Below are 14,269 nucleotides of genomic sequence, written 5' to 3'. Positions count from 1 at the left end.
GTTGAGCACAATGGCATCTGTCATGAGTTGGGAGCCATCGGCATGACGATCGATCCCGGAGCCAAGCAGGCCCTCAAGCCGTGGACCGCCTTCAGCCAGCAGCAGGACATACCGGACTGGATTGCGCGGGCCTACATCGAGAGCTATCGCGGTCCGCAGGGCGACGAACCCGGGGCGGGGCAATCCGGTCCGATCGACCTGACCGTCCCCAACGCCATCGTGACCCCCGGCATGCTCGGTGCCCACTATGAGCTCGGCCGCCACCGCCCCTCCGGCCAGAGCCGGGTCGCGGTCTACCCGCCGGACGACCCGGCCGGGTTCGGGCCGGCCCTGCAAGTCGTCACCGATCACGGCGGCATGCTGCTGGACTCCGTCACGGTGCTGCTGCACCGGCTCGGCGTGCCCTACGCCGCCATCATGACCCCGGTCTTCGAGGTGCAGCGCAACCCGAAGGGCGACCTTGTCAGCATCGATTCGAAGCCGCCCGGCGCCCCGCAATACGTGGGCGAGGCATGGATACACGTGCAACTGCTGCCGTCGGTCGACAGCAAGGGCCTGGCCGAAGTCGAACGGCTGTTGCCCAAGGTCCTGTCCGACGTGCAACAGGTCGCCAGCGACGCGGGCGTGCTGATCGACACCCTGACCGGGCTGGCCGCGGAAGTCGAAACCAACGCGCACGGCCGCTTCTCGGCCCCCGACCGCGAGGACGTCGCGGCGCTGCTGCGCTGGCTGGGCAACGGCAACTTCCTGCTGCTGGGCTACCAACGCTGCCGTGTCCACGACGGCCTGGTCTTCGGCGACGGTTCACCGGGCCTGGGCGTCCTGCGGGCCCGCACCGGGTCCCGCCCCCGGTTGACCGACGACGACACGTTGCTGGTGCTGGCCCAATCGGTCGTCGGCAGCTACCTGCGCTACGGCGCCTACCCGTACGCCATCGCGGTCCGGGAAAACGTCGGCGGCGAAGACGGCGTCGTCGAGCACCGCTTCGTCGGCCTGTTCACCGTCGCCGCGATGAACGCCGACGTCCTGGAGATTCCCACGGTCTCGACCCGGGTCCGCGACGCGCTCGCCCTGGCCGACAGCGACCCGATCCACCCCGGCCAGCTGCTGCTCGACGTCATCCAGACCGTCCCGCGCTCGGAACTGTTCACGCTGAGCGCCGAACGGCTGTTGGCGATGGCCAAAGCGGTGGTGGACCTGGGATCGCAACGGCGTGCGCTGTTGTTCTTGCGCGCCGACCGGCTCCAATACTTCGTCTCGTGCCTGGTCTACCTGCCCCGCGATCGCTACACCACGCAGGTGCGGCTGCAGATCGAGGACATCCTGGTGCGCGAATTCGGTGGCACGCGACTGGAATTCACCGCGCGGGTCAGCGAATCGCCTTGGGCCCTAATGCATTTCATGGTCCGGCTGCCCCAGAAAGAAGAGGCCGCGGCCCCGGTCGACGTCTCCGAGGACAACCGGGTCCGCATCCAGGGGATGCTGAGCGAGGCCGCGCGCACCTGGACCGACCGGCTGATCGCCGCGGCCGCGGAAGGCTCCGTCGACCATGGCGACGCCGAGCACTACGCGACCGCCTTCCCCGAGGTCTACAAACAGGCCGTCACCCCTGCCGATGCCATCGAGCACATCGCGATCATCAAAGAGCTGCAAGACAACTCGGTGAAGCTGGTGTTCTCCGAGCGCGGAGGGGAGGGGGCCGCCCAACTGACCTGGTTCCTGGGCGGGCGCACCGCCTCGCTGAGCCAGCTGCTGCCCATGCTGCAGAGCATGGGCGTGGTAGTGCTCGAGGAGCGGCCCTTCACGGTGACCCGCCCGGACGGGCTGCCGGTGTGGATCTACCAGTTCAAGATCTCCACGCACCCCACCATCGCCCCGGCGAAGACGGCGGCCGAGCGGGAGGCGACCGCCCAACGATTCGCCGACGCGGTCACCGCGATCTGGCAAGGTCGTGTCGAGATCGACCGCTTCAACGAGCTCGTCATGCGCGCGCGGCTGACCTGGCAGCAAGTCGTGCTGCTGCGCGCCTACGCGAAATACTTACGACAGGCGGGGTTTCCGTACAGCCAGTCCTACATCGAGTCGGTGCTCAACGAGCACCCCTCCACCGCCCGATCGCTGGTCGTCCTGTTCGAGGCGCTCTTCGATCCCCGCCCGTCCGGTACGTCGGCCAACCGCGACGCCCAGGCCGCGGCTGCCGCGGTCGCCGCCGACATCGACGCGCTGATGAGCCTGGACACCGACCGCATCCTGCGGGCGTTCGCCTCGCTCGTGCAGGCGACGTTGCGCACCAACTACTTCGTGACGCGAGAGGGCTCGGCCCGCGCCCGAAATGTGTTGGCCCTCAAGCTCGACGCCCAGCTCATCGACGAGTTGCCCCTGCCCCGGCCCAAATACGAGATCTTCGTCTATTCGCCGCGGGTCGAAGGCGTGCACCTGCGCTTCGGCCCGGTGGCACGCGGCGGGCTGCGCTGGTCGGACCGGCGCGACGATTTCCGCACCGAGATCCTCGGCCTGGTCAAGGCGCAGGCGGTGAAGAACGCCGTCATCGTGCCGGTCGGGGCCAAGGGCGGTTTCGTCGTCAAGCGGCCACCGATGGCGACCGGCGACCAGGCGGAGGACCGCGAAGCCGCCCGCGCCGAAGGCGTCGCCTGCTATCAGCTGTTCATCTCGGGATTGCTCGACGTCACCGACAACGTCGATCACAAAACGAAGAAGGTCAGCCCGCCGCCCGAGGTGATCCGTCGCGACGGCGACGACGCGTACCTGGTGGTGGCCGCGGACAAGGGCACCGCCACCTTCTCCGACATCGCCAACGACGTCGCCAAGTCCTACGGGTTCTGGCTGGGGGATGCGTTCGCCTCGGGCGGATCGGTGGGCTACGACCACAAGGCCATGGGCATCACCGCCAGGGGGGCGTGGGAGGCCGTCAAACGCCACTTCCGGGAGATGGGCGTCGACACCCAGGCTGAGGACTTCACCGTCGTGGGCGTCGGTGACATGAGCGGCGACGTGTTCGGCAACGGCATGCTGCTGTCCGAACACATCAGGTTGATCGCCGCTTTCGACCACCGGCACGTCTTCCTCGACCCCGATCCCGATACCGCGGCCTCCTGGCGGGAACGCAAGCGCATGTTCGACCTGCCCCGCTCCAGCTGGGACGACTACGACAAGTCGCTGATCAGCGAGGGCGGCGGGGTGTACAGCCGCGAGCACAAATCCATCCCCGTCAGCCCGCAGGTGCGCGAGGCGTTGGGCATCGACGGCTCGGAAGAGGACGTCACCGAGATGACCCCGCCCAGCCTGATCAAGGCGATCCTGCAGGCGCCGGTCGATCTGTTGTTCAACGGCGGGATCGGCACCTACATCAAGGCCGAATCCGAGTCCGACGCCGACGTCGGCGATCGCGCCAACGATCCGGTGCGGGTCAACGCAAGTCAGGTGCGCGCCAAGGTGATCGGCGAAGGCGGCAACCTGGGCGTGACCGCGCTCGGCCGGGTCGAGTTCGACCTGTCGGGCGGGCGGGTCAACACCGACGCCATGGACAACTCCGCCGGCGTGGACTGCTCGGACCACGAGGTCAACATCAAGATCCTGATCGACTCGCTGGTCACCGCCGGCAAGGTCGACCCCGGCGAGCGCAAAGAGCTGCTGGAGTCGATGACCGACGAGGTCGCGCAGCTGGTGCTCACCGACAACGAGGATCAGAACGACTTGATCGGCACCAGCCGCGCCAACGCGGCGAGCCTGCTGCCGGTGCACGGCAGGCAGATTCAGTACCTGGTCGACGAGCGGGGGCTGAATCGCGAACTGGAAGCGCTGCCTTCGGAGAAGGAGATCGACCGCAGGTGCGAGGCCGGCATCGGTCTCACCTCGCCCGAGCTGTGCACCCTGATGGCGCACGTCAAACTCGGGCTCAAAGAAGAGATGCTGAACACCGAACTGACCGAGCAGGACGTGTTCGCCTCCCGGCTGCCCCTGTACTTCCCGACGCCGCTGCGGGAACGGTTCACCCCCGAGATCCGCACCCACCAGCTGCGCCGCGAGATCGTCACCACCATGCTGATCAACGACCTGGTCGACACCGCCGGCATCAGCTACGCGTTCCGCATCACCGAGGACGTCGGTGTCGGGCCGGTCGACGCGGTGCGGACCTACGTCGCCACCGACGCCATCTTCGGCGTGGGCCAGATCTGGCGGCGCATCCGCGCGGCCAATCTGCCGGTCGCCCTGTCGGACCGGCTCACGCTGGACACCCGCCGGCTCATCGACCGCGCCGGCCGCTGGCTGCTCAACTACCGTCCACAGCCGCTGGCCGTCGGCGCCGAGATCAACCGGTTCGCGGCGAAGGTCCAGGAACTGACCCCCCGGATGTCGGAGTGGCTACGCGGCGACGACAAGGCCATCGTCGAGAAGGAAGCCGCCGAATTCGCGGCGCAGGGAACGCCCGAGGACCTGGCGTACATGATCGCCGCCGGCCTGTACCGCTTCAGCCTGCTCGACATCATCGACATCGGTGACATCAACGACATCGACGCCGCCGAGGTCGCGGACACCTACTTCGCGCTGATGGACCGGCTGGGCACCGACAGCCTCCTGACGGCGGTATCCGAACTGCCGCGCAACGATCGCTGGCATTCCTTGGCGCGCTTAGCGATTCGCGACGACATCTACGCATCGCTGCGGTCGCTGTGCTTCGACGTGCTCGCGGTGGGGGAGCCGGACGAAAGCGGCGAGGAGAAGATCGCCGAGTGGGAACACCTGTCCGCATCGAGGGTGGAGCGGGCCCGCCGCACTCTCATCGAAATTCAGGAAAGCGGGGAGAAGGACCTTGCGACGCTGTCGGTGGCCGCGCGTCAGATCCGGCGCATGACCCGCACCAGCGGAAGAGGTTCGTCGAGTTGAGCGTCGGCTTCGTAGCCCCCGTACCGGTGCGCTGGTCGGACATCGACATGTACCAGCACGTCAACCACGCCACCATGGTCACGATTTTGGAGGAGGCGCGGGTTCAGTTCCTGCGTGAAGCGTTCGAGGTCGACATCTTGACCATCGGGTTGCTGATCGCCGAAGTCAAGGTGACCTATAAAGGTCAGCTGCGGCTGGTCGATTCGCCGCTGCAGGTGACGATGTGGACCAAGCGGCTCCGGGCCGTCGACTTCACGCTGGGCTACGAGGTGCGCTCGGTGTCCGCGGATCCGGAATCCAAGCCCGCCGTCATCGCCGAGTCGCAACTGGCGGCGGTCCATATCGAGGAGGAGCGGCTGGTGCGGCTCTCCGCGCATCATCGGGAGTATTTGCAGCGGTGGATTCGGTAGTTGATCGCGGCGTTTGGCTGGGGCCACAGGACCTGCCCGCCCAGCGCAGGGACCTGGCCGCGTTCGTCGATCATGCGCTGCGCCTCGACGACACCGCGGTCATTCGCCTCCGCAACCGATCCGCAGGGCTGCTGACGGCTTGGGTGGCAACGGGTTTCGATGTCCTGGCCAGCCGGGTGGTGGTCGGCCGGGTGCGGCCCGAGGACCTGTCCGTGGGCGCCGACGCCCTGGCGCGCGGCCTGACCGCGATGGATGACTCGGGCTACGTCGATCCCGGGTTCCCGATGGACTCGGCGTGGCGGGGGGCGTTGCCCCCGGACGCCGGCTTCACCCACATCGAGGACATACCCGCCCGGGTGGTGCTCGACCTGGCGCAGCGCGGCGCGCGGCTTGCCAAGGAGCACAGCAGTTCTCACGGCCCGCCCGTGTCGCTGCTCGACCAGGAGGTCATTCAGGTGAGCGCGCCCGACACCAGCGTCGGGCTGCCCATGCGGTGCGTGTTCGCTTTGACCGCAATGGGTTTCCTGCCGCAGTCCCCGGACGCCGTCGGCGCCGACGAGATGATCCGGGTGCGGATCCTGCCCACCTGGCTGCGCATCGACGCCCGGTTCGGCTCGGTGTACCGGCGCCGCGGGGACCCCGCTCTGCTGCTGAGCTGACGCTCCGGGCGGCGATCACCTCGAGTCACGTCCCGTAAGCCATCCACAGCGGGAGAACCGAGTCGAGGTAATCCATGAACTTCTGCAGGCCCACGCGGTATTGCCCGTATCCGTAGGGGTCTTCGGCGTATTCCGGGAAGGCGATGCCCAGCCCGAACAGGCCGGGGGCGATGATTCCGTTCATCCGGTTGTACCCCAGCGGCCCCCACTGGGGCGTCTCGGGCAGCTTTCGCGGCTCGAAACCGACGGTGTAGACCACGCGGTCACACTCGGCGACCTTCTCGTCGAACTCCGGGCTCGACACCAGGCACCTCTCCAGCCGTTCCGGGCACACCCCGTCGATGTTCTCGCGAGCCCACACGGCGGCCCGCCCCTTGAGGCCGGTGTCGTCGAACAGGATCCAATCATCGAGGTAGATCGCGTATTTGAGCGGGCTGCGGTAGAAGTTGATCACCTTGGCGACCGGAAGCCGCAGCAGGTGGGGCAACACGATCATCGACGAGTGCGACGAGCCGAAGACCGCAACCGTCGCTCCTTCCAGCGGCACCTCGGCGAGCTTGTCGGCATCGAGGGCGACCTCGACCGGAATCTCGTCGATGGGGTAGTCGAGGCTTATCGGTACCGCGCCGACCGCGAGAACCACGTTGTCCGAAGTCAGTTCCGGGCCGCGTGTCTCGATCCGCCACCGCCGCTGCCCCAGGGTCAACGTGGTGGCCGTCGTCTCGAATGTGTGCACCTGCTGGCGCAGCTGCCCGGTCACCCACACCAACGGATCGGCGACGAGGGCAAGGGCGCAGGTCTCCTCAGGGTCGACTTCGGCCAGCGGCAGCGGCGGAGCTTGTGAGAACCGAAACGCCGCAGAGCCATTCAAGTAACTCATGAAAGTCCCGGCGATGGTGTTGCTGGACACCGATCTCCACTTACCGCCCAGATCCCCTGCGGCAAAGGCGGGATCCACCCAGGCGATCTTGTCGGGCGGTATGCCGTGATCCAGTAACCGTCCCACCGCGGCAATGCCCGCGGGTCCCGCCCCGATCACCGTCCACGCGTAGGTCGCCATGTACTAGGTATAGAGGAGCGGCACGCCGGGCGCGGAGCCGCAAGCCTGGGATCGGGTCACAAGATGTCGGCGAACATCAGCGCCGTACCGGCGGCGGTGACCGTCTGGGTCACGATTTGCGCGTAGCTGAGTCCAACGGTGCGTGGCGCCGATTTCGTCCAGCGCTGCGCCATCCAGCGGTACGCCCAGAACATCGCCACCGCGCCGAACCCCAGGGCCGCGGTCCAGTTCACGATGCTGACCCAGTCCGGTACGGCCGGGGACATGCGGTGCGCTGCGTGCTGCATCCCCGACGCGGGGCTGTGCGCGGGCATGCTCATCGCAGCGTCGCCCGGGTGACCGGCGCGGCCCGGCAAGCTGCCGTTCATCGCAACGTACATCCAGGCCATCGCCACCATCATCAGGGCGTAGTAGTAGTTGGTCAGCCGGCCGTCGCCGGCCCAGGGCCCGTGGCCGGCGATGCCGACGAACCAGGCGCCGCCGAGCAGGAAACACGTCGCGGCGACGACGGTCGGGAAGGTCATGCCCACCCCCCACGCCATCAGGATCATCACCGCCGACATCGCCAGGTGCAGCAGCTGGCTGACGACGCCGGTCCAGCAGCGGCGTTGGGCGACAAGGAAATATCCGTAAGTCGCGAAGCTGACGGCGAAGAGCGCCGTCACCAGCCATCGCAACGTGTTATCCACCAATCCGCCTTTCGCCGGTGGGCTCGCGCGGCGCCAGCCGGAGACCCGGAATCGGCGGTTCGATCTCGGTCATGGCACGACAGTACCCCCGCAGGGTATCTCCACGTCGGAGCCACCCCGGTAGCCGGCTGATCCCGAGGCGAAAGCGTCTGGACCACCGCGGCTTTGGGTGCGCCGTCAGGCCAGCCACGCCGCGGCGTCCGGGGCGAGCTGCCCGTCGACCAGCGGGGCGCTGGCCACGATGAGCTCTCCCGGTGGCAGTGGGATCGGTCGGCGGCCGGCGTTCAGCGCGCACACCGCCCCGCCGCCGCGGCGCCGGAAGACCAGCGCATCCCGTGGCGCGTCCAGCCAGTCGATCTGGTCGCCCTCGAATTCGGTGCGCTCCTTGCGCAATTTGATGACGTGCCGGAAGAACGACAGCGTCGATTCGGGGTCCGCGAGCTGGCGCTCGACGGTCAGCGCCGCCCACTCCCGCGGCATCGGCAACCAGGTGTCGGGCGAGCTGGAGAACCCGAACGGGGGAGTATCGCCGGACCACGGGATCGGCACCCGGCACTTGTCGCGGCCGCGTTCGGTGTGCCCGGAGCGTTCCCACGTCGGGTCCTGCAGCACCTCGTCGGGCAGCTCGACGTCGGGCAGCCCCAGTTCCTCGCCGTTGTAGATGAACACCGCACCCGGCAGGGCGAGCATCGCCATCGCCATCGCTTTCGCCCGGCGCAGCCCGACCTCGCCGCCCCCGTACCGGGTGACCTCCCGGCCGACGTCGTGGTTGGACAGCGTCCAGGTGGGGATGGCGTTTTCGATCGCGATGGCCTCCATCGAATTCTGGATCGCGTGCTGGATCTGGTCGGCGGCGAAGTCGATCTTTGTCAGCCGGAAGTTGAAACCCAGGTGCAGTTCGTCGGGCCGCAGATACTCGGCCCACAGGAGGTTGTCGAGCACCCACACCTCGCCGATGGTCACCGCGTCGGCATAGTCGTCGACGACCTTGCGGATCCCGCGATGGATCTCGTGCACGCTGGGATGGTTGAAGCGCGGGTCGTCGTCGCTGTGGCTCAGCACCTTGACGTCGTCCTTGGCGTCGGGCAAATCGGCCGGCTTGGCCATGCCGTGTGCCACGTCGATGCGGAAGCCGTCCACGCCGCGCTCCAGCCAGAAACGCAGCGTCTTCTCGAAATCGTCGAAGACGTCGGGGTGTTCCCAGTTCAGGTCCGGCTGCTCGGTGTCGAAGAGGTGGAGGTAGTACTGGCCCGGATTGCCGTCCGGCTCGACCACCCGCGTCCAGGCGGACCCGCCGAACACCGACGTCCAGTTGTTCGGCGGCAGTTCCCCGTCCGGGCCCCGGCCGTCGCGAAAGTAGTAGCGCTCGCGCGCCTCGGTGCCCGGCCCCGCGGCCAGCGCGGCCTGGAACCACGGGTGCGCCGAGCTCGTGTGGTTGGGCACCACGTCCATGGTGATCTTGATGCCCCGCTCGTGCGCCGCCGGGATCAGGCGCTCAATGGCCGCCATCCCACCGAACAGCGGATCGATGTCGCGCGGGTCGGCGACGTCGTAGCCGTGGTCGGCCATCGGCGAGACGGTGACCGGGTTGAGCCAGATCGCGTCCACCCCGAGTAGCTCGAGGTGATCCAGATGGGCCAGTAATCCATCGATGTCGCCCACGCCGTCGCCGTCGCTGTCGGCGAACGACCGGGGATAGACCTGATAGAACACCGCGTTCGACCACCATGCTCCGGGGCTCATCCTGCTCCGTTCGGTTGGGTATCAGAAGGGCGAATTGACCAGTGAGTGGGCGGCCATCTCCAGGTAGTCGAGCAACTGGCGCCGGTGCTCGTCGTCGAGGGTCTGCGAGTCGATCGAGGCGACGGCGGTGTGCATGCAGCGCAGCCAGGCGTCGCGCTCGATCGGGGTGATCCGGAACGGGACGTGCCGCATCCGCAACCGGGGATGGCCGCGCCGTTCGGAGTAGGTGCGCGGGCCGCCCCAGTACTGCTCGAGGAACATGCGCAACCGTTCCTCGGCGCCCGCCAGGTCGTCCTCGGGGTACAGCTGGCGCAGGATCTCGTCCTCGGCCACCTGGGCGTAGAAGCGGGACACAATCGCATGGAACGTCTCGGCACCGCCGACGGCGTCATAGAAGGACTGGGGCTCGGAATCCATCGCCTCCATTGTGGTCCATGCCGGCGGCATCCGGCCGAGCCGGGCCGCGGGCGCTCTGGCTGTTCACCCGGACGACATGCCGTTCACCTGCAATAGGGGTGCGATTGGCGACGAATCATGGTGGACTATCCGCGGAGGATCTATGGCGCAGGGCAAGAGACGCCGCAGCCACCGCAGTTCCGGTGCCGCGGCAGGGTCAACCGGGCCCCCGACCGCGTCATGCCTGCATAGCGTCGACACCCATCCCCCCAACCGCCAGGACTGCGCGTCGCTGTGGAGTCGCCGGCGGGTGCTGCTGCTGAATTCGACCTACGAGCCGCTGACCGCGCTGCCGATGCGGCGGGCGATTGTCATGGTGATCTGTGGCAAGGCCGACGTGGTGCACCACGACCCCGCCGGACCGGTGATCCACTCGGCCACCAGCTCGATCCTGGTGCCCTCGGTCATTCAGTTGCGGTCCTACGTCCGCGTTCCGTACCGCGCCCGGGTCCCGATGACCCGGGCCGCGCTGATGCATCGCGACCGGTTCTCCTGCGCCTACTGCGGGGCCAAGGCCGACACCGTCGACCACGTGGTGCCGCGCAGCCGCGGCGGCGACCACTCCTGGGAGAATTGCGTCGCCTGCTGCTCGACCTGCAACCACCGCAAGGGCGACAAACTGCTCACCGAGCTCGGCTGGGTGCTGCGCCGGACGCCGCTGCCGCCGACGGGGCAGCACTGGCGGCTGCTGTCGACGGTCAAGGAGCTCGACCCGGCATGGGCGCGCTACCTCGGCGAAGGCGCGGCGTAGCGCCCGGATCGCACGACATCTCGTGTCCGAGTGTGCCGAGGGATCGTCGGGTGGGATACGGTTTTCGTCGTGAGCCTTTTGCAGATTCACCTGTACTTCATCGGGATACCGTTGCTGCTGGTGGCCGTGCTGGCGGTGCTGATCTGGTCGCACAAGGGACCGCACCCGGCGACCTACAAGTTGGGCGAGAAGTGGACGCACCCGCCGATCCTGTGGGCGGCCACGGACGAAGACGTCGGTCACGCGCACGGCGGGCACGACACACGGGAATTCTCAGTCGGAGGTGGCGCCAGTGGCACATGGTGAGATAGCGACCGTCGAGCCCGGCGAGCTGCCCGACGGCTGGGTGATCACCACCAGCGGGCGGATCTCCGGGGTGACCCAGGCGGGCGAGCTGTCCGTCCATTACCCATTCCCGATCAAGGACCTCGTCGCCATCGACGACGCCCTGAAGTTCGGCTCGCGGGCGTCGAGGGCACGGTTCGCCATCTACCTCGGCGACCTGGGCAACGACACCGCCGCGCGCGCCCGCCAGATCCTGGCCAGGGTGCCGACACCGGACAACGCCGTGCTGCTGGCCGTCTCGCCCGACCAGAAGGTCATCGAGGTGGTCTACGGCTCCGAGGTGCGCGGCCGCGGCGCCGAGTCGTCCGCGCCGCTCGGGGTCGCCGCCGCGTCGTCGGCGTTACAGCGGGGCGACCTGGTGGACGGGCTGGTCAGCGCGATCCGCGTCCTCAGCGCGGGCATCGCCCCGGCCTAACGGCGATCGCAAGCGCGGCGTAGCCGGGCGCTGCGGGTCGCCGCCGTCGGGTTAGTGGCGATCGCAAGCGCGGCGTAGCCGGGCGCTGCGGGTCGCCATCATCGGGCCATCAGCCGCTCGCGAGGGTGCGTGTTCGTACGCGACACGCCGGTCGCCGGTGTGCAGACACGCACGCTCGGCGAGTAAGTCGGCCTAGTCGGCCGCGTCGAACCGGCGGGCCCGCAGGGCCCGCTTCACGCCGGCCTGGCCCTCGAGCACCAGCCGTCGCAAGGCCGGCGGCACGTCCGGGTCGGACAGGAACTTGTCGGCGGCCGCGATGCCGGCGTCGCTGATGTTCCAGTGCGGGTACAGCCCGATCACCACGGTTTGTGCGACCTCGCTGGACCGCCGCGCCCACACGCCCGGTATCGCCGCGAAATAGCGGTCCGTGAACGGTTCGAGCAAGCCGTGCTGGCCGGCCGGGGCGAAGCCCGCGATGATGGAGCGGGCGGTGATGTTGGCCAGGGTGTCGTCCTCGATCACCGTGGTCCAGGCCTCCTCCTTGACCTGCAGTTGCGGCCGCGCCGTCGCCGCCTGCGCGCCGTTTCGCTTGCCGGCGGCCGTCGGGTCGCGCTGCACCTCCGCGTCGACGAAGGGCGTCGCGGGCCCGTCGGCGTCGATTTCGCCCGCGCTCGCGAGCGCGGTCACGATGCGCCACCGCAGGTCGGTGTCGATCTCGAGGCCGGCCAGGCCAAGCTCGGCCGGATCGTGGTCGAGCAGGTCCGCCAGCGTCACGACGTGCCGGGTCGACAGCACCGCCGAGCACAGGCTGTTGACGAACGCGAGCTGGTGATCGGAGCCGGGCCGCGCCGCGCGTGCCAGCTCCAGCAGCCGGTCGGCGAACTGCGGCCACCCCCGCTCATGCGCCCAGCCCGGCTCGGCATAGGAAGCCAGCGCCGTCTGCGCCTGCAGCAGCAGCCGCTGCGCCACCCCGACCTCGGTCTCGGCGTGCACCCCGGTCGAAACCAGGGCCACGAAGTCGCGCGCCCGCAGTTCGGCCTCGCGCGTCATCTCCCACGCCGCCGACCACACCAGGGAGCGCGGCAGCGGCTCGGCGATGTCGGCGATGCGCCGCAGCGCGGTCTGCAGTGACTGCGGGTCGAGCCGCAGCGAGCAGTAGGTCAGGTCGTCGTCGTTGACCAGCACCAGCTGGCCGCGGGAAACTCCCACCAGCGCAGGCACTTCCGTGACTGGGCCCTCGACGTCGAGTTCTTCCCGCCGCACCCGCACCAGCTTGCCGGCTCCGTCGTCGTCGTAGATCCCGATCGCCAGCCGGTGCACCCGGGTTTCGCCGGCCCCCGGCGCGGCACCGCTCTGGGTCAGCGCGAACCGGGTGAACGTCCCGTCGGCGTCGGTGTCGAAGTCGGCGCGCAGCGTGTTCAACCCGGTCGTCTTCAACCATTGCTGACCCCAGTCCGACAGGTCCCGGCCCGACGCCTGCTCCAACGCGGCGACCAGGTCGTCGAAGGTGGCGTTGCCGAATGCGTGGCTGCGGAAGTAGTCGCGCAGCCCGGCCAGGAAGTGCTCCAGCCCGACGTAGGCCACCAGCTGCTTGAGGACCGAGGCGCCCTTGGCGTAGGTGATGCCGTCGAAGTTCACCTCGACCGCGGCCAGGTCGGGGATGTCGGCGGCGATGGGGTGTGTCGACGGCAATTGGTCCTGGCGGTACGCCCACGACTTCTCGACTGTGGCGAAAGTCGTCCAGGCCTCGGTGAATTCGGTGGCCTCGGCCTGACACAGCACCGAGGCGAACGTCGCGAACGACTCGTTGAGCCACAGGTCGTCCCACCAGGTCATGGTGACCAGGTCCCCGAACCACATGTGCGCCATCTCGTGCAGGACGGTTTCGGCGCGCCGCTCGTAGGAGGCCCGGGTGACCTTGCTGCGAAAGACGTAGTCCTCCAGGAAGGTCACCGCGCCCGCGTTTTCCATTGCGCCGGCGTTGAATTCGGGGACGAACAGCTGATCGTACTTGCCGAACGCGTACGGCAGCCCAAAGTTCCTGTGGTAGAAGCCGAACCCCTGTTTGGTCTGGGTGAACAACCGCTCGGCGTCCATGTGGCGCGCCAACGATTCCCGGCAGAAGATGCCCAGTGGGATCTCCCCGTGTTCGTCGGCGTAGGTGTCCTTCCATTCGGCGTACGGGCCGGCGATGAGCGCCACCAGATAGGTGCTCATCCGCGGCGTGGTGGCGAAGGTGTGCACCCCGTTTTCGATCGACACCGTGGCGCCGTTGGAGACGACCTTCCAATGCCGGGGCGCCGTCACGCGCAGGTCGAACGTCGCCTTGAGGTCCGGTTGGTCGAAGCAGGCGAACATGCGCTTGGCGTCGGCGGTTTCGAATTGCGAGTACAGGTAGGTCTCGTTGTCGACCGGGTCGACGAAGCGGTGCAGCCCCTCACCGGTGTTGGAGTAGCGGCAGTCCGCGTCGACGACCAGGACGTTGTGTTGCTCCAGGCCGGACAGCGCGATGCCGGTCGATTCATCGTATCCGGACACGTCGATGTTGTGACCGTTGAGCGTGGCGCCATGCACCGTCTCGGCGGCGAGGTCGATGCACGTGTCGGCGCCGGGAAGCGCGTCGAACACCACCGTGGTCGTGGACCGGAACGTGCGTTCGCCCGGGTTGCCGGTGCCATCAGTGACATCGAGTTGGATCTGGTAGCTGTCGACGGTGACCAGGGCCGCGCGTTCGACGGCCTGGTCCCGCGTGAGATTAGGAAGGGCCACGCGTCCAACTTACGTGCCCCGTTCGCGTCCCGGGCACTGCGGGAACAGCGGCGCGGCGCCTACGGTT

11 protein-coding genes are annotated in these 14,269 nt (G+C 68.2%); 6 read left to right on the top strand and 5 right to left on the bottom strand.

What is annotated here, in order from left to right:
• Nucleotides 1-42: 42 nt before the first annotated feature.
• Genes AWC03_RS03130 through AWC03_RS03120 form a run of 3 tightly spaced genes read left to right on the top strand, consistent with a single transcriptional unit; the run spans nucleotide 43 to nucleotide 5,974 of the window.
• The gene (locus tag AWC03_RS03130) at nucleotides 43-4,905 is read left to right on the top strand and encodes an NAD-glutamate dehydrogenase (RefSeq protein WP_085239072.1); all 4,863 of its coding nucleotides are present in this window, start codon (nucleotides 43-45) and stop codon (nucleotides 4,903-4,905) included.
• Complete coding sequence (locus tag AWC03_RS03125; protein WP_085239071.1) at nucleotides 4,902-5,315, top strand: acyl-CoA thioesterase; 414 nt, start codon at nucleotides 4,902-4,904, stop codon at nucleotides 5,313-5,315. The genes AWC03_RS03130 and AWC03_RS03125 overlap by 4 nt, the downstream gene beginning before the upstream one ends.
• Nucleotides 5,303-5,974 (top strand): DUF8185 domain-containing protein, encoded by a 672-nt coding sequence (locus tag AWC03_RS03120; protein WP_085239070.1) that lies wholly within the window; start codon nucleotides 5,303-5,305, stop codon nucleotides 5,972-5,974. The genes AWC03_RS03125 and AWC03_RS03120 overlap by 13 nt, the downstream gene beginning before the upstream one ends.
• Nucleotides 5,975-5,999: 25 nt before the next feature.
• Here the strand turns inward: AWC03_RS03120 and AWC03_RS03115 are convergent, their stop codons facing one another.
• From AWC03_RS03115 to AWC03_RS03100, 4 genes are all read right to left on the bottom strand, one after another.
• On the bottom strand, nucleotides 6,000-7,034 hold the full coding sequence (locus tag AWC03_RS03115) for an NAD(P)/FAD-dependent oxidoreductase (protein WP_208859345.1): 1,035 nt from the start codon (nucleotides 7,032-7,034) through the stop codon (nucleotides 6,000-6,002).
• Nucleotides 7,035-7,090: 56 nt separating this feature from the next.
• On the bottom strand, nucleotides 7,091-7,723 hold the full coding sequence (locus AWC03_RS03110; protein ID WP_141659183.1) for a DUF5134 domain-containing protein: 633 nt from the start codon (nucleotides 7,721-7,723) through the stop codon (nucleotides 7,091-7,093).
• 177 nt (nucleotides 7,724-7,900) lie between these two features.
• On the bottom strand, nucleotides 7,901-9,466 hold the full coding sequence (locus AWC03_RS03105) for a glycoside hydrolase family 13 protein (protein WP_085239068.1): 1,566 nt from the start codon (nucleotides 9,464-9,466) through the stop codon (nucleotides 7,901-7,903).
• A gap of 21 nt (nucleotides 9,467-9,487) precedes the next feature.
• Nucleotides 9,488-9,883: a globin gene (locus AWC03_RS03100; RefSeq protein ID WP_085239227.1), complete on the bottom strand. Its 396-nt coding sequence runs from the start codon at nucleotides 9,881-9,883 to the stop codon at nucleotides 9,488-9,490.
• Nucleotides 9,884-10,025: 142 nt separating this feature from the next.
• Here AWC03_RS03100 and AWC03_RS03095 point away from each other — a divergent pair, with 142 nt between their 5' ends.
• The 3 genes from AWC03_RS03095 (at nucleotide 10,026) to AWC03_RS03085 (ending at nucleotide 11,433) form a co-directional block, all read left to right on the top strand.
• Nucleotides 10,026-10,673 (top strand): HNH endonuclease, encoded by a 648-nt coding sequence (locus AWC03_RS03095; RefSeq protein ID WP_085239067.1) that lies wholly within the window; start codon nucleotides 10,026-10,028, stop codon nucleotides 10,671-10,673.
• A 78-nt stretch (nucleotides 10,674-10,751) separates the two neighbouring features.
• A complete protein-coding gene (gene ctaJ / locus AWC03_RS03090) occupies nucleotides 10,752-10,979 on the top strand; it encodes an aa3-type cytochrome oxidase subunit CtaJ (protein ID WP_085239226.1) in 228 nt (75 codons plus the stop codon).
• Complete coding sequence (locus AWC03_RS03085; RefSeq protein ID WP_085239066.1) at nucleotides 10,966-11,433, top strand: DUF5130 domain-containing protein; 468 nt, start codon at nucleotides 10,966-10,968, stop codon at nucleotides 11,431-11,433. The genes ctaJ and AWC03_RS03085 overlap by 14 nt, the downstream gene beginning before the upstream one ends.
• A gap of 192 nt (nucleotides 11,434-11,625) precedes the next feature.
• Here AWC03_RS03085 and pepN read toward each other — a convergent pair whose 3' ends face one another.
• On the bottom strand, nucleotides 11,626-14,202 hold the full coding sequence (gene pepN / locus AWC03_RS03080) for an aminopeptidase N (protein ID WP_085239065.1): 2,577 nt from the start codon (nucleotides 14,200-14,202) through the stop codon (nucleotides 11,626-11,628).
• Between the last annotated feature and the right edge of the window lie 67 nt (nucleotides 14,203-14,269).

Source organism: Mycobacterium europaeum, from assembly GCF_002102155.1.
GTDB lineage: Bacteria > Actinomycetota > Actinomycetes > Mycobacteriales > Mycobacteriaceae > Mycobacterium > Mycobacterium europaeum.
Note: the sequence above shows the minus strand (reverse complement) of the source record. Positions and strands in the feature narration are given on the sequence as shown.

What these genes read in the sequence shown, in the direction of transcription:
- AWC03_RS03115 (WP_208859345.1), bottom strand. Translation starts at nt 7,034, where the DNA reads ATGGCGACCTACGCGTGGACGGTGATCGGGGCGGGACCCGCGGGCATT.
- AWC03_RS03100 (WP_085239227.1), bottom strand. Translation starts at nt 9,883, where the DNA reads ATGGATTCCGAGCCCCAGTCCTTCTATGACGCCGTCGGCGGTGCCGAG.
- AWC03_RS03095 (WP_085239067.1), top strand. Translation starts at nt 10,026, where the DNA reads ATGGCGCAGGGCAAGAGACGCCGCAGCCACCGCAGTTCCGGTGCCGCG.
- AWC03_RS03130 (WP_085239072.1), top strand. Translation starts at nt 43, where the DNA reads ATGACGATCGATCCCGGAGCCAAGCAGGCCCTCAAGCCGTGGACCGCC.
- AWC03_RS03105 (WP_085239068.1), bottom strand. Translation starts at nt 9,466, where the DNA reads ATGAGCCCCGGAGCATGGTGGTCGAACGCGGTGTTCTATCAGGTCTAT.